This window comes from Nostoc sp., assembly GCF_036919575.1.
Taxonomy (GTDB): domain Bacteria; phylum Cyanobacteriota; class Cyanobacteriia; order Cyanobacteriales; family Nostocaceae; genus Nostoc.
Genome location: NZ_JBALBY010000129.1, coordinates 30,573 through 46,747, shown reverse-complemented (window position 1 = coordinate 46,747; position 16,175 = coordinate 30,573). Strand labels below are relative to the sequence as shown.

Genomic DNA, 16,175 nt, shown 5'->3' with positions numbered 1-16,175 from the left:
CTTTGAAGGTGCGGTGAATATGGCGCGGGATATGTACAATGCCATTTATTCCCCTCTGATGAAATTGGCTCAATCTGATATCCGTACTGAGCAAATGAAAACTGTTATCACTGAAGAAAAAAGGAAACTTATAGAGAGCGAAGTACAACAATTGAAATCTGTTGATATTACATCCACCGAACCTATTGCAGTACTTGAAAGTTCAAAATTTGATACTCAACCATTGCTACTACCTGCTGATAAACCATTACATCGGGAGAGCGAAGTACAACAATTGAAATCTGTTGATATTACCTCAACCGAACCTATTGCAGTACTTGAAAGTTCAAAATTTGATACTCAACCATTGCTACTACCTGCTAATCAACCATTACCTCAAGGGCAGCAAATTGGCAGTAATTTTTTTGCCTTTTTGGAGCAATTGCCTAAATACTTAGGTAGATTTTCCACTGAATACCAACTGCCAATTATTTGTTTTGCTACAATTATTGCAGCGACTATTGCAGTTAAGCTAGTTCTAGCTGTATTAGATGTACTAAATGAAATTCCACAGTTAAATCTAGTTTTTGAGTTGACTGGAATTGGTTACATAACTTGGTTTTTTTTCCGATATCTACTCAAAGCTTCTACTCGGCAAGAATTAGCTGCACAAATTAGTTTTATCCAAAAAGAAATTGTCGAGGGACAAGATTCATAAGCTTGCTATACCTGCACATTTGCTTTCTTTCATAGTGAAAGAAGGCACAGTGCAAACGCATTCATACTACCTAAAAACTTTTGCAACAAACTTACTTATGAAAGTTGACTTTGGTGCAACTGCTACTGATGGGAGCAAAACACCGCCCTGGCTTTCCTAGTTGATTATTTGACAGACTGTTTGAATACAGTATTGGTTTACCTGGACAGAAAATTGTTGATCTCGGCACAGGGTACAGGAACATTAGCACGGGGACACGCTCAGCATAGCTTGCTTCCCCGTAGGGGTACGCTCGCCGTAGGCATCGCAAAAGCCCCACAGTCGTAGTTACTCCTGAAGTTTTACCATATACGTAATCTCATCGAGATAAAAAAACTTTTTACTTAAAGTTTTGATAAAGTCAGTGTTTAATTACGTAGTTGAATGGATTTTCCCCAACCAAGTTGGTATGATAGGTTCAATCGAAAATACAAATGCGTATTGAAACAATCTGTTAGTAAATCTCAGGAGAAAACAAACTATGAATAAACTAACTATCTTTCCTTTCTTTTCTCAAGCAATGGCCAAGATTAGTACAACCTTGATAGCAGGAATTGCATCTAGTCTGTTGCTTTCTAACCCCATCTATGCTGCCACTTTTGGCACTAATTTGATAGTAAATGGTGATGCAGAACAAGGGCAAGGAGATCCAATTGGTAATGCTGTTGGGGCTGATATACCTACTATCCCTGGCTGGACTCCGACAGGTAGTTTCAGTGTATTAAAGTACGGGGCAACAGGTTTTAGCTTTACCAACCCCTTAGGTAATGTAGTGAACGTTACTGTTCCTAGTATTGATGTTCCTGGACCAAGCGATCGCGGACTCAATTTATTCTTTGGTGGCGCTGATAGAGCCTCTTCCAGTGCTTCGCAATTAATCGATATATCTGATTTAGCCTCAACTATTGATGCAGGTCAAGGTACGTTTAACTTAAGTGGCTGGTTGGGAGGATATAGCACAGATGAAGATAGCGCATCACTAAACATTACTTTTCTTGATCAAGCTAACCAGTCTTTAGGTATAGCTAGTATTGCTTCGCCAACTGCTACGCAAAGAAATAACACCACAGGCTTATTTTTGCAGTCAACTGATGGTTCTGTACCTGTGGGTACACGCCAAATCAATGTATTGCTGAACGCCAATTATGCAAGAGGGCGGGTAAATGACGCCTACGCAGATAATCTTTCGTTAGTAGTTACTAAAGTCCCAGAACCATCAATCTCAGGTTTATTGTTAGTTGGTACATCTTGTCTGATGGTATGGAAATTGCGTAGAAACAACCAAATATTCCAGTAGATTGCATCAGATTTTGAATGCTTAAATACTTAACTTGCAACAGTTGGAGAAGTTCAACTGTTGCAGTCTGAACTTTATTAAAGAACTTTCCCTCCACGCCAATTCATACACAGGATAAAATTTGATGTTAAAAACAACGTCTGTCACAAAGCAACTAATTATTGCTCTGGGGTTAGGATTAGCTGCATTATCTACTGCTACTCCCGCTCAAGCTGCGGTCTTAACCTATCAAGGTGATACCACAAATCAGCCGACTTGGCGGCGTACAGCACCAGGCGATCCTCCCGATAGAATCAGTGGTGAAAACGCTGGAACGATGGGTATGACTGTACCCTATAGCGTTTTTCAGTTTGTGGTTGAAGAATCGGGTTTGTATACCTTTGGCAGTACTGTACCTGGAGCTATATCACCTGTTGATGGAGCCTGGGATAATTTTTTAGTTTTATACCAGGATAGTTTCAACCCCACTAACCAATTGACTAACGTTTTAGTAGCAGCGATCGCTCCTGATAATGGTAGCCCTGCCTTCGACCGACAACTGATTGCTCAACGAAATTACTTTTTAGTTACAACTGGTCGTCGCGTAACTGATTTTGGTCTTTTTACCAACACCATCAGTGGTTCAGGTAAAGTTGTAGCAGTTCCTGAATCGGGTTCAATGCCTGGAGTGTTAGCGGCTGTTGGGGTTGGCTTACTACTATATAAACGAAAACAGAGTATTGTAACGGTGCGCTAACGCAGACATGGTTTATTGACCGAATGGCACTAAAATAACGGCAAACCTATTATTTATAAGGCTTTTGGGTGTAGGGAATTAAGACGATGTTGTTGTCTTTAACGTAACTATTATCGAAACAGAATTCAGGAGTCAGTAGTCAGAATACAAGAAGGGTATTCTCACCGAAAAAGTGGATGAATAACCGCCATTTTTGCACCTCCACCAAATTTTCTTGTTTTGTGGTCTTCAATTCATTTGGGGTCTGAATCCCCAAATGAATTGATTCTGACTCCTGAATTCAGAATAGCTGAATTCTTCTTCAATCAATGTCTATTAAAACTACACCCAACACCCCGCCAGCAAGGAAATTTCAGCTTTTCTTAGTGCCATTCGTTAAGGGACTGACAACAAATAAATTACTACTACTTGTGGGGTGGGCAACATGAGCGCCCGTAGCAAAAGGCTCTCGTGTCGCCGACCCCACAAGAAGTAGTTGAGTATTTTTTTATTTGTCAGTCCCTAATAAACTGCCAATCAACTGTGCGATCGCTCTTGTTTCCAGAGAGAGAATAGAGGCGATCGCCAAAACTAGCGGCGGCTGGTGATATTACCTCTGAAAATATAAAATATTAAGCTTCACTATTTTAAAAAGAAATAAAAATTAATTTTGTTAGCGTTTGATTACCATATTATTTGGTAAATTACTCAATAAGTTGGTATTATCTTCAGTAGATTACACAGATACACTTATCCATTTTGAAAAACGCAAATCTAACAAGAGGTTTGGGGCTAACTTTGGCCTAAGGATTCATTAGTTTTTAATAACACATATTGAAAACTAGCTATTTTGTATCGTCTGGTAAGGAGTTGAAAGTTTAACGATAGAACCGTTTTGATTTTTATCTAACAAAATTTATTGTCAACTTGCTCAGTTTTGGCGATAACGATGCTAATTTTTGGTGAGCAAACAGCTTTCAGCAAAACTATCTAATTTTTTCAATATTCAATAGTAAACGGAGAAATGTTTGATGCGTTTTACCCGCACGATACCCATTGCGTCTTTAATACTATCGATACTGGTTTTATGGCAGCCTACTTTAGCTGACTCCAGAAGTAACCTTCCCTTGGAAAGAGAAGAAAAAATACCATCTGTCTGGGAGAAAAATAAGTGTCTTGGAGGTTTTTCGTCAAGTTTTAGCTTGGGTGGAGAACTCAATAATCCAACCACATATAACTTGCAAAAGCTGAGAAATTTGCGAGATACTTTAAAAAAGCAAAATCCAGCATTAGTTACTGAAATCACTGTGAGTTTTCAAACTGGCTCAGGTCTGCAAACAGAAACATACTATGGAGTCCCTCTATGGGAATTGATTAATAATCCAAAAGCCGGAGGTGGTCTAAAACCTGGGAATTCTGGTTTAAATCCTAAAAACTCTTTTCTGAGGCAATATATTCTAGTTGAAGCCACAGATTGCTATGGTGCAGTCGTAGCTATTGGTGAAATTCAACCTAACTTTGAAGGCAAAACAGTGCTAGTTGCATATGCAAAAAAAGGTAGTAATGGTACAGTTGTGCCTTTAATAAATGAAGGATTTGCTCGTTTAGTAGTTCCAGGTGACAAAGCTGGAGGTCGTTACGTTAGTAATGTGAGAAATATCCTGATATTATCCGCTCCTGCTTCTCCTTTGAAACCAAAATATTTCTGATATAGAAGCGAAGGTTGTCAGTCTTAAGACTATCAGCAATAACTTCTGGAGACATTTGTAAATCTATTCAGTGTGGCTGACGAAAAACAAGCTTTTCGCCCACCATGTCTTGAATAATTAACAAGACCCAATACGGTTTGAAAAAGCTGTTGAGGCAGGGGATGAAAAAGAGTTATTGAGCAATAATTCTTTCTCCCCCTGCTCAAGAACTGCTTGCCTCAACTGACAGGGCTATTTCGTTCTAGACAGAAACCGCCCAGAACTGAAGTTCAGCGCTCATAGCTAAAGTCAGTTGAAACCGACTATAGCCTTTTCTTAGTCGTCTTTAGACGAATGAGTGCTATTAGACTCAGAATTCATTCTGAGGCGGACTAGATGAGAATGAAATAGCCCTGCCTCAACTGATAACTTTCTTAACCAAACCGTATTCTCACAAAGCCAACATTTGTCTATATAAAGTAATTGACATTTTTCCAACTAAGTTGGTAATCTTAACATTGAGGAGAAAATACCCAAAAACTTGGAGATTTTAGCGAACAGATGAAAAAATATTTTTTGACAGGTTCTTTGGCAGCTTGTACCTTTAGTGTTTTGATATCAAATCAAGCTTTTGCCGCTAATCTCAACTTGTATGGAGCAGGTAGTTTAAGAAATGCACTAACGGAAGTAAGCCAGGACTTTACCCAAGAAACAGGAATAGGAACGAATACAGTATTTGGCCCATCAGGGATTAGAGAGCAAGCAATAGAAACAGAACTCCAACTTGGACAGCCTACTGCGGATGTCTTTGCTAGTGCAGATATTGGAAATCCCCAAAAACTCTACATTAAGGGGTTGAGCAGTCAGCCAGTGGAATTTACTCAAAACCAGGTTGTAGCGGTGTTTTCCTCAAAGTATTCCCAGGCACAAATTACACCAAATCAGGTATTAGATTACTTCCTAAATCCCAACATCAAGTTGGGAACTTCAACACCTATATCAGATCCTCTTGGAGACTATACTCAACAGATATTTACTCAAGCTAATTCAAAAATCCCTGGTAGTTTTGATACCCTCAATAGTAAAGCCTTGCGATTAACAGGTGGAACGAATTCCCCAATAGTTCCATCAGGACAGGACAGCTTAGTGTATTTTCTAGACAACACTCAGCAAGCAGATGTTTTCTTAACTTACTATACTGGCGCGATCGCATCGCAAAAAATTGATCCGAGTCTGCAAGTAGTTGGGCTACCAGATTATTTGTCTGTTGCAGCGCCATTTGATTTAACAGTGATCAAAAATGCTGATCCGAATGCACAGAAACTAGCAGATTATATTTTGTCAGAGAAAGGACAGCAAATTTTGCACAAGTATGGCTTTACTAGCCCTACCAAATCAGTACCCGAACCCAACTATGTTTGCGGACTATTACTAGCTGCGGCTATGGGTTTAGTACTCAAGAAAGATAGGAAAATGATTGTTGGCAGCGACAATCATTTGTAATCTCATCCTAGAGTTTTCCATATCGAACCCATGCCTAAACCGTTCCATACTCGATATCAAGTCCTTGTTCCTGTTTCAGCCACTCAATTGTTGCACCGTAGCGACTAAACCCTTTTCCTGTTTTCAACTCAATTTTGAGTGCTGCATCGCAGGTATTTGCGATCGCTGCTGCGATTGCAGCTTTACATTGGTTACGCGATCGCCAAACCTTAACTTTAGCGTTGGTAGATTTTAACACTGCGTTGGAGCCGACCGACCAAGAGTGATTTGTGAGAGCCAAAGAAAGGTTATCTACTTTTTTATGAATTACCATGACATTATTACGATTGAACCTGGAAAACGCAGTGGTAAACCCTGTATCCGGGGAATGCGAATCACTGTTTATGATATTTTGGAGTATCTTGCTGGTGGAATGACTGAAGCAGAAATCCTAGAGGATTTTTCTGAATTAACTTCCGAAGACATCAAAGCGTGTCTAGCTTTTGCTGCCGATCGTGAGAAGAAGTTATTTGTGGTATCCCTGTGAAACTGCTTCTAGATGATCCTCACGCCCAAAACATAGAAGTGGGAGCAATATGGTAAAAATTATCCAAGCAAAGCCGCACAATACTGAAGCAATTAAAGTTTTTTATAGTCAGTGTGGTTATGGAGGTGGTCTGAGCGAGGAAGATTTGATACTCATTGCTCAATTAGAGGAAAAAATTGTTGGTGCAGTGCGTTTGTGTCCACATGCTGGGTTCTTTGTGCTTCGAGGGATGCAGGTTCTAGCTAAGTTTCAGCAGCAAGGCATTGGTACACAGCTACTTCAGGTATGTACTGAGCAACTTGTCGATCAAGTCTGTTACTGTATTCCGTGGCAGCATCTGCGATCGTTCTATCAACAAGCAGGGTTTCAAGAAGTTGCACCAGTCGGAGTTCCAGACGTATTGCGTGAGCGATTTGATAACTATATTTCCAGGGGAATGAACGTCGTTCTAATGTGCCGATCGCTAGCCTCTAACAAGTCGCTGCATTAGAACGTACCAATATACTTGGTTAAGTTATAAAGGCGAGTGTGTATGGGGTAGTTATCTGGAAAGTTTCCATATAAGATGGGAGTTCAGAATTTTAGTTCAGTCGCGATCGCCCTGTTTGATAAGATGGTTGACATAGTTGGAGAAGTTCATAAGTCATTCACCCTATGACAACCAAGAAATATGTTTACTGGCAAGATGACCAGATGTGGCTTGGCTATCTCCAGGAGTATCCAGACTACTGGACTCAGGCAGAAACCGAAAACGAATTGAAGGAGAACTTAACTGATATTTACAAAGAATTAACGAGTGGGACAATCCCCAATGTCCGAAGAGTGGCTGAACTTGAAGTATCGTGAAACGACGGGACTTGATCAAACGCCTGGAAGAAATGGGTTGTGTATTTATTCGTCATGGTGGTAAACATGACTGGTATCAGAACCCCATAACGAAGGTATCTCAACCTGTTCCAAGGCATCGAGAAATTAAAGAACAGCTTGCCAAACACATCATAAAAATGCTTGGTGACGACGGCTAACACGGCGTTCGATCTGAACGCTGAGAGATTATTTGGTGAGAATATCAGGGTATCTACATCGGCTCAACTTTACCGTTACCCTGAAGGAAGTAAGCTACAGTTGGGGTCTAAATTGCCGTCTGAAACTGTCTTTATTTTTGAAGAATTATTTGACTTTTAAATTTACAAAATGTCCCGTTCTGGATACACACTCCCGGTATTTGCGATCGCTGCTGCTCTTGCAGCTTTACATTGGTTACGCGATCGCCAACCCCTAAAATTCGCGTCTGTAGATTTGATTGAACCCGCTCAAATCGCAGAAATTCCAATTGAACAGGTAGCAGGACTATCTGAGAATTCAGCTTTAGCAATCACCCGCAGCGATCCCGGTGATAATCTTGACCTAACTAAAGATACACCGGTCTGGGCATTGGTGGAATGGCGAGAACAGGGTGATGATGCTGTAATTATTAAAGGTGGGGAAGGGATTGGTAGACAGGTAAATGCTGATGACAAGCCGGCTATTTATGCTTATGCTCAAAGGCTTTTGCAAGAGAATTTGCAACGAATCCTAGCACCGGGGGAAAAAATCACGGTGACGATTATTCTACCCCAAGGGCGATCGCTTGCTGTTCGCACTTCAAATTCTGCCTTTGGTGTGGTTGAAGGACTTTCCCTTTTAGGTACAACTGGTATTTCTCAACCCTTAAGTACACCAGATCAGCTTGCAGTTTTTCGGACTGAATTACAAAATAAAGCCAGTCATTTTGAGAGTTTGGTATTCTGTATTGGGGAAAATGGACTAGATTTGGCGCGTAAACTAGGGATTAATCCTGAACAATTGGTTAAAACTGCTAACTGGCTCGGCCCAATGTTAGTAGAAGCTGATGTGCTGGGTGTGAAAGAAATCTTATTATTTGGCTATCACGGTAAGCTGATGAAACTGGCGGGTGGGATTTTTCATACTCATCACTACTTGGCTGACGGACGCCGGGAAATTTTAGCCGCGCACTGTGCGATCGCAGGTTTAAAATCACCAGATATCCAAACTGTGTTTAATAGTGCGACTGCGGAAGCTGCACTGACATATTTACGATCGCTAGATACTGCGACTGGTAGTGATTGGGTAAATCAAGTTTACACTGCGATCGCCGAAACCATCGATATCCGTTCCCAAGAATACATCCAAAGCCATAGCGAACACGGTACAGCAGTGACAACCTGTGGCTCTATTCTGTTTGATCGCGATCGCAAAATTATCGTGAAGAGTAAAACTGCTGGTCTGTTGATCGGAAAATTATGTTAATTTATTATGAATAATCGTAAACAATCCAAATAAATAGTCTTTTAAGTAACCACTCCCGGATAAGTTTATCGTTTTAATACCATCTCAGACTCAGGGAATAGACAAACGCACATAAAGTCGCGTTTGTCAAGGCTCTCTATACCATTATCAGCCTATCCAGGCTGAATAATAGCATCACCATAGACCACAAAGCATCTATCTATCCTTAACAGAGATAACTCTCCCGTCATGAATACAGCGGTGACTCTACCAACACAACAAGCTCCCCAAACATTGGAAAATTTTGGGCGGCTTGATCGGCAATTGATTGTAATTCTGGACTTTGGCTCTCAATATTCTGAGCTGATTGCCCGTCGCATCCGCGAGACTCAAGTATACTCAGAAGTTTTGTCCTATCGCACTACTTCTGAACATTTGCGCCAACTCAATCCTAAGGGAATCATCCTCTCTGGTGGACCGAGTTCGGTTTATGGTGATCACGCTCCCCATTGTGACTCAGAAATCTGGAATTTGGGAATACCCATCTTGGGTGTTTGCTATGGGATGCAGCTGATGGTGAACCAACTCGGTGGCGAAGTGGCAAAGGCCGAGCGAGGTGAATACGGCAAAGCATCATTATATATTGATGATCCCACAGATTTGCTGACCAACGTTGAAGATGGCACTACCATGTGGATGAGTCATGGAGACTCAGTTACCCAAATGCCATCAGGGTTTGAATTGCTCGCACATACAGAAAATACTCCCTGTGCGGCGATCGCCAACCACGAAAAGAAACTTTACGGCGTTCAGTTCCATCCAGAGGTGGTGCATTCTGTTGGCGGCATAGCATTAATCCGTAATTTTGTCTATCACATCTGCGATTGCGAACCCACTTGGACAACAGCAGCTTTTGTCGAAGACGCAATTCGAGAAATTCGCGCCAGAGTCGGTGAAAAGCGGGTGCTGTTGGCGCTGTCTGGTGGAGTGGATTCTTCTACCCTGGCCTTCTTGCTATATAAGGCGATTGGCGACCAACTGACTTGCGTGTTTATCGATCAAGGCTTTATGCGAAAGTATGAGCCAGAGCGATTGGTAAAGCTGTTCCAAGAGCAGTTTCACATTCCTGTAGAATATGTTAATGCCCGCGATCGCTTTTTAGCTAGAGTTGCTGATATCACAGATCCCGAAGAAAAACGCCGCCGCATCGGACACGAATTTATCAGTGTATTTGAGGAAACATCCAAGCGCCTCGGTCACTTTGACTATCTGGCTCAAGGGACTCTTTATCCAGATGTGATCGAATCTGCTGACACCAATGTTGATCCCCAAACTGGTGAACGGGTAGCGGTGAAAATTAAGAGTCATCACAATGTTGGTGGTTTGCCCAAAGACCTAAGATTTAAATTGGTGGAACCACTGCGGAAATTGTTTAAAGATGAAGTCCGCAAAGTTGGGCGTTCTATTGGTTTACCAGAAGAAATTGTCCAACGACAACCTTTTCCTGGGCCTGGTTTGGCAATTCGTATTCTGGGAGAAGTCACATCTGAGCGGTTAAACATTTTGCGCGATGCCGATTTGATTGTACGGCAAGAAATTAACCAACGCGGTCTGTATCATGATTTCTGGCAAGCATTTGCTGTATTGCTGCCAATTCGGACTGTTGGCGTTATGGGGGATCAACGTACTTACGCTTACCCCATTGTTTTACGGATTGTGACTAGTGAAGATGGCATGACTGCTGATTGGGCCAGAGTCCCTTACGATGTCTTGGAAGTGATTTCCACTCGGATTGTGAATGAGGTGAAAGGGGTGAATCGGGTGGTTTATGACATCACCTCTAAGCCGCCTGGAACCATTGAATGGGAATAATGTAAACGCAAACAAGCGCAGAGAGTTCATCTATTCTCTCTGCGCTTTTTCTCTTTTCAAACTTAAACTATACTTTTTTATCCCAAAATTAATTCACCTGATGGCATATCAACAACCAACCGTCGAGTAGTTAGCCATTGACGACCGAGTAAAACTTCAGTTAAATCTTTACCAACGTGAACGGGAATGTTGAATTCACTACCATCAATTCCTACCTTACCTGCGTAGATATAGCAGTCTGCTTTGATTTTTGAAATTATTTGCGTAGACAGGGAGTAGGGAGTAGGGAGTAGGGAGTGGGGAAGAAGCGTTTTCGGGGTGTACTGATTTTTTCAAAAATCAAATACGAGTCCTATATCAAATCTTACATCTCCCCGTGCAGTACGCATAGTTTGTTGGTCAAAATAAGTCCAACCAAGTGCGTCTAAATCTTGGTCATTAATTGCTAACCAGTATGAAAAGCCCGTATCCAACATTGCATCAACTGCTAATTCTAATCCATCGGATGTTATTAAATTAATCTCGAAAAGTAGCGCATCCTGATCATCAAAAAAACCTTCGATCATATCGTGCCGCAAGCCCCAGACTCATTAATTCGGAAAGTATGGTGTATTTTATCAGGATGTTTTTCACGACACTGTTGCCAAACCACTTCTCAATCCTGATTGACGAAATACTCTCCACTATCGGGTTCAACAGTAACATACCAGTTGTAATGAGTTTCAATTAATTCCGATTTAACTTTATCAAATACTGGTTTACAACGTTGGTAAAAAGCTTCGCGTTCGGCTTCGTGTTGCGCTTTTTGTTCCTCTGTCCAGTGAATTTCAGGGAATATTCGTCCCCGACGGGTTGTACGGGTAGCCCTGGCTTCAGTCATGGTTCGCTCTCACATTTAAAGCAATATCTATATTTTCAAGCATCTTCACCATAGTTTATCAATATCAGCGAACAACTAGCTGCAAAATGGATTATGGCTAGACGAATTGATTTATTCTCTAGGAAAATAGGCGCGATCGCAGTAAAATTACCAATGGTATGGTGACAGAGAAAAACAAGCAGCTCATTAGAAATAACTTTCATTTGATCAACGTTAATGGAGGTGTTATGGAACCTGCTCTTCCCCTTGCTGGCTTAAACATCCTCGTAGTTGATGATGATGACGATAGCCGCTTTTACATTACTACCGTGTTGGAAGCTGATGGAGCCACCGTCATGGCAGTTGCATCGGCGGCGGTAGCATTGAAAGTACTACCTGAGTTGCAACCAGATGTCTTGATTTCTGATATTGCGATGCCTGGTGAAGATGGCTACACCCTCATCCGCAAGATCCGGGCGCTGAAGCCTGATATTTGGGGAAAACTTCCCGCCATCGCTTTAACTGCCTATGGCGATAGCGAGTATCGTAGCCGTGCCTTGGAAGCGGGCTTTCAGACTCATGTGGCTAAACCAGTTGATCCAGGAGAACTAGTTGCGATCGTCGCTAATTTGATTGCTTGTTATAAGAGTTAACAAAATTTGAATATGGCGTGATTTGGAATTACTGAGACTACTTTGCTCCAGTTTCAAAGCTAATTTGCTCAGACTTATATTCTGGTGGCTCGACGTGAATTAAAATCCTCACTGGACGGAACCGTTCTTCTAATCGGCTTTCTACTTCTTCGGTGATCTGGTGGGCGGTTTCTACGTCTGGTGCATCTACTATTAAATGCATTTCAATGAACACTTGACGACCAAGAACGCCGCGAGAGGCGATCGCATGACAGTTAATTACACCTGGAACAGAAGTAGCGATCGCATGTATTGCTTCTGGTGCGATCGCCATTTGATCCACCAGCGAAGGCAAATTCTCTTTTAAAACTGACCAACCACTCCAAAATACCAACAAGGCGACAGGAAAAGCTAACACTATATCCATCCATTGATAACCTAGCCAAACTCCGATCAAACCGGCAATTACAGAGATTGTCACCCAAATATCGCTCATGGTATGTGTAGCGTCAGCGATGAGAATTGAACTACCTACCCGCCTACCCACAGCACGTTCGTAAAACGCCACAAAAATATTCACACCCAGCACAATTAGTAATAACCACAACTGAGGTGGCGATATTCTCACAGGTTCACCACCACCTTTGAGAATTCGCTCGATTGCTCCTTGCAGAATTTCAAAACAGGCTATTCCTAAAAATGAGGCAATTCCTAAAGCTCCTACTGCTTCAAATTTGTGGTGTCCGTAGGGATGCTCGCGATCGGGTTGTGGAGAAGAAAATTTACTCGCAATTAATCCTAAAACATTGTTGGCGCTATCTGTCACACTATGCAAGGCATCAGCTAGCAAACTCAAAGAACCTGTCCAGTAGCCCACAAGTGCTTTCAATCCCAGTACAAACAGATTGAGCAGTAGAGTAATAATTAAAACCTTTCGCACTTCGGCGCGGTTATCGTAAGTCATGGATAATTTATCACATCAAGTTCTATGACTTCTAATGTAGAACTCAAAATACAAATAAACACAAATAAAGTGTATCAAAGTCTTACGCAGTAAGAATTAAGTCTCTCTATAGTCTCTATGTTTTATACCAAGTTGTTGAGATTCTTTTTAACTAACAGCAGCTAAAAGCTGGATAGGCATTAGTAATGGCTTTAGAGATAACAGCATATTTTTAGCATTAATTCCCGGAATATTTTAATTAATTTTGTGATTCATACATCCACTTAGGTCAGATTAGATTGTATTAAAAGATGCTATTACTAACATCAGTGGTCTGTACTTACTCCGAAAACTGACGAGCTTAATGAGTTTTATTTACTAGATGATAAGGATAAGGAAGCCCGCGCTTCATTCCGAAAATGGTCAAGATTTGAGGAGCGAAATCTGACAGTTTCCACGTCCGAGTACCCTTCTTCCGGTAATATTACTAGTTATCAAGAAGTTTTAATAAAAAAGCTATGTCTTCAACTCCTCTAACATTGAACCTAATTGAAGGTTCTGTCTCTTTCAGTTTTTCACCCCAAGCAGCACGAGAATTAAAGGCAGCGACCGATAAACTGATGGAACGCCTGAAAGCTGTCGCCGCTAAACCCACTCCTGGCGGCGGCAAAATCACTCCCCAGCCTCCCCTGGAATATCGTTATACAGGTGAAGTATTTTTAGAAATTTTCTGTAATCCTAATATCTGGCCAACGCCCTTCGCAGCCAAAGTTTTGCTGACTGTCCGCAACCTCAACATCCGCTTGACTACGGAAGCTGAACTTACCCGGATAATTGAAGACATTAATCAGTATTTAGAGCAAGTAGGATAATATTTCTATAAAAATTACCGGAGCAGTTCAACATTAGGAACCACCCCGGTTTGAGAATCTACATACTAGACTCAAGCTGTAGCACCAGATATACAGAACAGATTCTTCTGATGCCTTCTTTAACTTGAAAAGTTGTTTGAAGAAGAATGCAGAATTCAGAATTCAGCAATCTTTCAGTGGGGGATTCAGCGCAAAGTGCGGTCTTGGGGTCTCCCCAAGAGGAGCAACTTTGTAAGAGAGACGCGCCACTGGATTGTTGCACCACCAAATTTTTAATTTGGTGGGGGTCTAAAAAGAGGTTATTCAGCGTTCGACTGAGCGCTCACGCCGAAGTCCCCTTTTTCGGTCAGAATACCTAACATGAATTCTGACGACTGGCGCCAATATTTCTGGTCGATAAATTCAGACTTCAATGCTTCTGTGGTAATGAAAAACGCAAGATTCTGTATGGGGCAATGCTCATCAAAAACCAGAGATTATCCCCCAGATTGGGCATTGAATCGTTGATTGTGACATCCACGCATCAAAAATAAACTCCCAATCCCAAATCCGAAATCAAAGATTGATTAGTCGTTGTCCCATTGTTCACGACCAATTAGGTCGCCAATGCGATCGCGTAACAAAAAGTCACATTTCTCTAATTCACATTCAACGCAAACCCACTCTCTCGCTGGAATGTATTGGCAGAGGGTATATATTGGCTGTTGTCTGCTAATCATTCCCTTTTGCACCAGTCGGCGTGCTTCGTCTTGAATCACATCTAGAGAGTAGTAATTGATAGAAGGCACCGTATTCACACTCATGGTTTTTTACTCACAAATTAACACTTTAGATAGTGTTCCCCTTAATAATTAGGAACAAACATGACAGAAATTAGACTTGTGGCTAAGATTTTGTAGTTTGCTATACGGAACTATTTTTATTCTGACGCTACCTATCCTGAAATTGTCTCAAGAAATGTGAAGAAAGTCAACAAATTCTGACATTTATCGAAAATCCGCTTTACAAAAAAAAATTCCGAGTAGTTAACTTAACCTGCTCATGTAGCTGTATGAATTTGATGCCACAAGTCTGAAAGTCTTGCCATTACTGTCTTTAGGCAATATTTTGCGGTTGGAAAGAGTTTATATCATGTAGGCTAGCAAAAACCGCAGGCATCGCTTACATATCAAATAATCACCTTAAAACCGGATCTTCAACTCCTGGTATTTATCTAAGGGTAAACAACACAAGAATATTTGTCAGACACTGAGGTATAAACTGTTGCAAAACATAACTACTAAAATATACGAGGAAAGCTTTTACACTAGCATCTGTGAAGATTTTTTTGAGGAAATCCGCAATTACTTAGGTTAATTTCAGCACTCATATTAAACAGTTTTCCTGAGATAAGCATCTGTAAGAGGGAGGAGTAAAGGACTTCCAAATAAAAAAATATGCGGCTGAGGGAAAGGGAGAATACTAGAGTAGAGACGAAAGCCAAGACAAATAGAAAGCGTATAAGTAAGTCGGCGCAATTAAAGCTAACTGGCTGGGGCTGTCCTTTGTCATTCGTCATTGGTCAAGGTTTTAAGCCTATTTACGTTTCCTAACATAATTTGGTTTATTTCCAACGACTTACTTATATGCAACTACTGAATCCCTGAATTAGGTTATGGTTACATTAAAACAGACGCGATCGCGTCACGTCTGTAAGCTGTTTGGCGGATTTGCTGAGATTAATTGTTCTGAAGTTACATTGTTGTTTTAGTCACTTATTCACTAGATGATTCATTATCGTGATCTGTGCTGTCTTCTACTGATACCAGATTTTCTGGGGGACGCTCATCGTTAAGTTGGTTTAGTAGTGCCAATACTTTATTACCGCGTTCTATGGAGCGATCTTCGACAAATATCACCTCTGGTGTACGACGTAGCCGTACCCGCGCCCCAAGTTCGCTGCGGACGAAACCCGTGGCCGACTTTAAGCCTGCCATTGTTTCTACCTTAGCTTCATCAGTACCATAGATACTGACGTAGATTTTGGCGTGTTGGAGATCGCCGGAAACATCAACATCAGTCACACTTACCATTCCAGTACCCACACGGTCATCCTTAATGCCGTTCAGCAGCATTTGGCTAACTTCCCGTTTGATCAGTTCAGCAACGCGGGAAACCCGACGATTTGTAGCCATAAAAATTTCGCCTCATCACAGAGGTTGTACGACAAAAATAGATGCAAATTGGGTAGACAGTACTTAGCA

Annotated in this window: 18 protein-coding genes and 1 pseudogene; 13 read left to right on the top strand and 6 right to left on the bottom strand. The window is 41.4% G+C overall.

What is annotated here, in order from left to right:
• The 5 genes from V7K27_RS34815 to V7K27_RS34795 form a co-directional block, all read left to right on the top strand.
• Positions 1–697: CAAD domain-containing protein (locus V7K27_RS34815; RefSeq protein WP_334953385.1), on the top strand; the 697-nt coding region annotated here is incomplete at its 5' end.
• 520 nt (positions 698–1,217) lie between these two features.
• Entirely contained in the window at positions 1,218–2,033 is an 816-nt protein-coding gene (locus V7K27_RS34810; RefSeq protein WP_334953384.1) for a PEP-CTERM sorting domain-containing protein, read from the top strand.
• A gap of 124 nt (positions 2,034–2,157) precedes the next feature.
• Entirely contained in the window at positions 2,158–2,769 is a 612-nt protein-coding gene (locus V7K27_RS34805; protein WP_334953383.1) for a PEP-CTERM sorting domain-containing protein, read from the top strand.
• Positions 2,770–3,779: 1,010 nt separating this feature from the next.
• The gene (locus tag V7K27_RS34800; RefSeq protein WP_334953382.1) at positions 3,780–4,457 is read left to right on the top strand and encodes a hypothetical protein; all 678 of its coding nucleotides are present in this window, start codon (positions 3,780–3,782) and stop codon (positions 4,455–4,457) included.
• 540 nt (positions 4,458–4,997) lie between these two features.
• Complete coding sequence (locus V7K27_RS34795; protein WP_334953380.1) at positions 4,998–5,939, top strand: extracellular solute-binding protein; 942 nt, start codon at positions 4,998–5,000, stop codon at positions 5,937–5,939.
• Positions 5,940–5,973: 34 nt separating this feature from the next.
• Here V7K27_RS34795 and V7K27_RS34790 read toward each other — a convergent pair whose 3' ends face one another.
• Positions 5,974–6,252, bottom strand: a complete 279-nt coding sequence (locus V7K27_RS34790; RefSeq protein WP_334953379.1) for a hypothetical protein — start codon at positions 6,250–6,252, stop codon at positions 5,974–5,976.
• On the opposite strand from V7K27_RS34790, the gene V7K27_RS34785 reads away from it, so the two are divergent.
• From V7K27_RS34785 to guaA, 6 genes are all read left to right on the top strand, one after another.
• A complete protein-coding gene (locus tag V7K27_RS34785) occupies positions 6,241–6,465 on the top strand; it encodes a DUF433 domain-containing protein (protein ID WP_292867582.1) in 225 nt (74 codons plus the stop codon). The genes V7K27_RS34790 and V7K27_RS34785 overlap by 12 nt on opposite strands.
• A 49-nt stretch (positions 6,466–6,514) precedes the next feature.
• Complete coding sequence (locus V7K27_RS34780) at positions 6,515–6,955, top strand: GNAT family N-acetyltransferase (RefSeq protein WP_334953377.1); 441 nt, start codon at positions 6,515–6,517, stop codon at positions 6,953–6,955.
• A 164-nt stretch (positions 6,956–7,119) separates the two neighbouring features.
• Positions 7,120–7,311, top strand: a complete 192-nt coding sequence (locus V7K27_RS34775; protein ID WP_334953375.1) for a hypothetical protein — start codon at positions 7,120–7,122, stop codon at positions 7,309–7,311.
• Entirely contained in the window at positions 7,308–7,490 is a 183-nt protein-coding gene (locus tag V7K27_RS34770; RefSeq protein ID WP_334953374.1) for a type II toxin-antitoxin system HicA family toxin, read from the top strand. Before V7K27_RS34775 ends, V7K27_RS34770 begins: the two co-directional genes overlap by 4 nt.
• A 169-nt stretch (positions 7,491–7,659) precedes the next feature.
• Positions 7,660–8,775, top strand: coding sequence for a cobalt-precorrin-5B (C(1))-methyltransferase CbiD (cbiD, locus tag V7K27_RS34765; protein WP_334953373.1), 1,116 nt, complete (start codon positions 7,660–7,662; stop codon positions 8,773–8,775).
• 228 nt (positions 8,776–9,003) lie between these two features.
• Positions 9,004–10,626: a glutamine-hydrolyzing GMP synthase gene (guaA, locus tag V7K27_RS34760; RefSeq protein ID WP_334953371.1), complete on the top strand. Its 1,623-nt coding sequence runs from the start codon at positions 9,004–9,006 to the stop codon at positions 10,624–10,626.
• Positions 10,627–10,958: 332 nt separating this feature from the next.
• On the opposite strand, the gene V7K27_RS34755 is transcribed toward guaA, so the two are convergent.
• Both V7K27_RS34755 and V7K27_RS34750 read right to left on the bottom strand, forming a co-directional pair.
• Positions 10,959–11,204, bottom strand: a complete 246-nt coding sequence (locus V7K27_RS34755) for a hypothetical protein (protein ID WP_334953369.1) — start codon at positions 11,202–11,204, stop codon at positions 10,959–10,961.
• A pseudogene (locus V7K27_RS34750) lies at positions 11,189–11,506 on the bottom strand (hypothetical protein). The gene V7K27_RS34755 and the pseudogene V7K27_RS34750 overlap by 16 nt, the downstream one beginning before the upstream one ends.
• Positions 11,507–11,733: 227 nt before the next feature.
• On the opposite strand from V7K27_RS34750, the gene V7K27_RS34745 reads away from it, so the two are divergent.
• Complete coding sequence (locus V7K27_RS34745; RefSeq protein ID WP_334953367.1) at positions 11,734–12,138, top strand: response regulator; 405 nt, start codon at positions 11,734–11,736, stop codon at positions 12,136–12,138.
• 37 nt (positions 12,139–12,175) lie between these two features.
• Here the strand turns inward: V7K27_RS34745 and V7K27_RS34740 are convergent, their stop codons facing one another.
• Positions 12,176–13,081, bottom strand: coding sequence for a cation diffusion facilitator family transporter (locus V7K27_RS34740; protein ID WP_334953365.1), 906 nt, complete (start codon positions 13,079–13,081; stop codon positions 12,176–12,178).
• 497 nt (positions 13,082–13,578) lie between these two features.
• On the opposite strand from V7K27_RS34740, the gene V7K27_RS34735 reads away from it, so the two are divergent.
• Positions 13,579–13,932, top strand: coding sequence for a hypothetical protein (locus V7K27_RS34735; protein ID WP_334953363.1), 354 nt, complete (start codon positions 13,579–13,581; stop codon positions 13,930–13,932).
• A 566-nt stretch (positions 13,933–14,498) separates the two neighbouring features.
• Here V7K27_RS34735 and V7K27_RS34730 read toward each other — a convergent pair.
• Together V7K27_RS34730 and rbfA are read right to left on the bottom strand one after the other, a co-directional pair.
• Positions 14,499–14,735 (bottom strand): DUF4327 family protein, encoded by a 237-nt coding sequence (locus V7K27_RS34730; RefSeq protein ID WP_069073690.1) that lies wholly within the window; start codon positions 14,733–14,735, stop codon positions 14,499–14,501.
• 951 nt (positions 14,736–15,686) lie between these two features.
• Positions 15,687–16,106, bottom strand: coding sequence for a 30S ribosome-binding factor RbfA (rbfA, locus tag V7K27_RS34725; protein WP_334953361.1), 420 nt, complete (start codon positions 16,104–16,106; stop codon positions 15,687–15,689).
• Positions 16,107–16,175 lie beyond the last annotated feature (69 nt).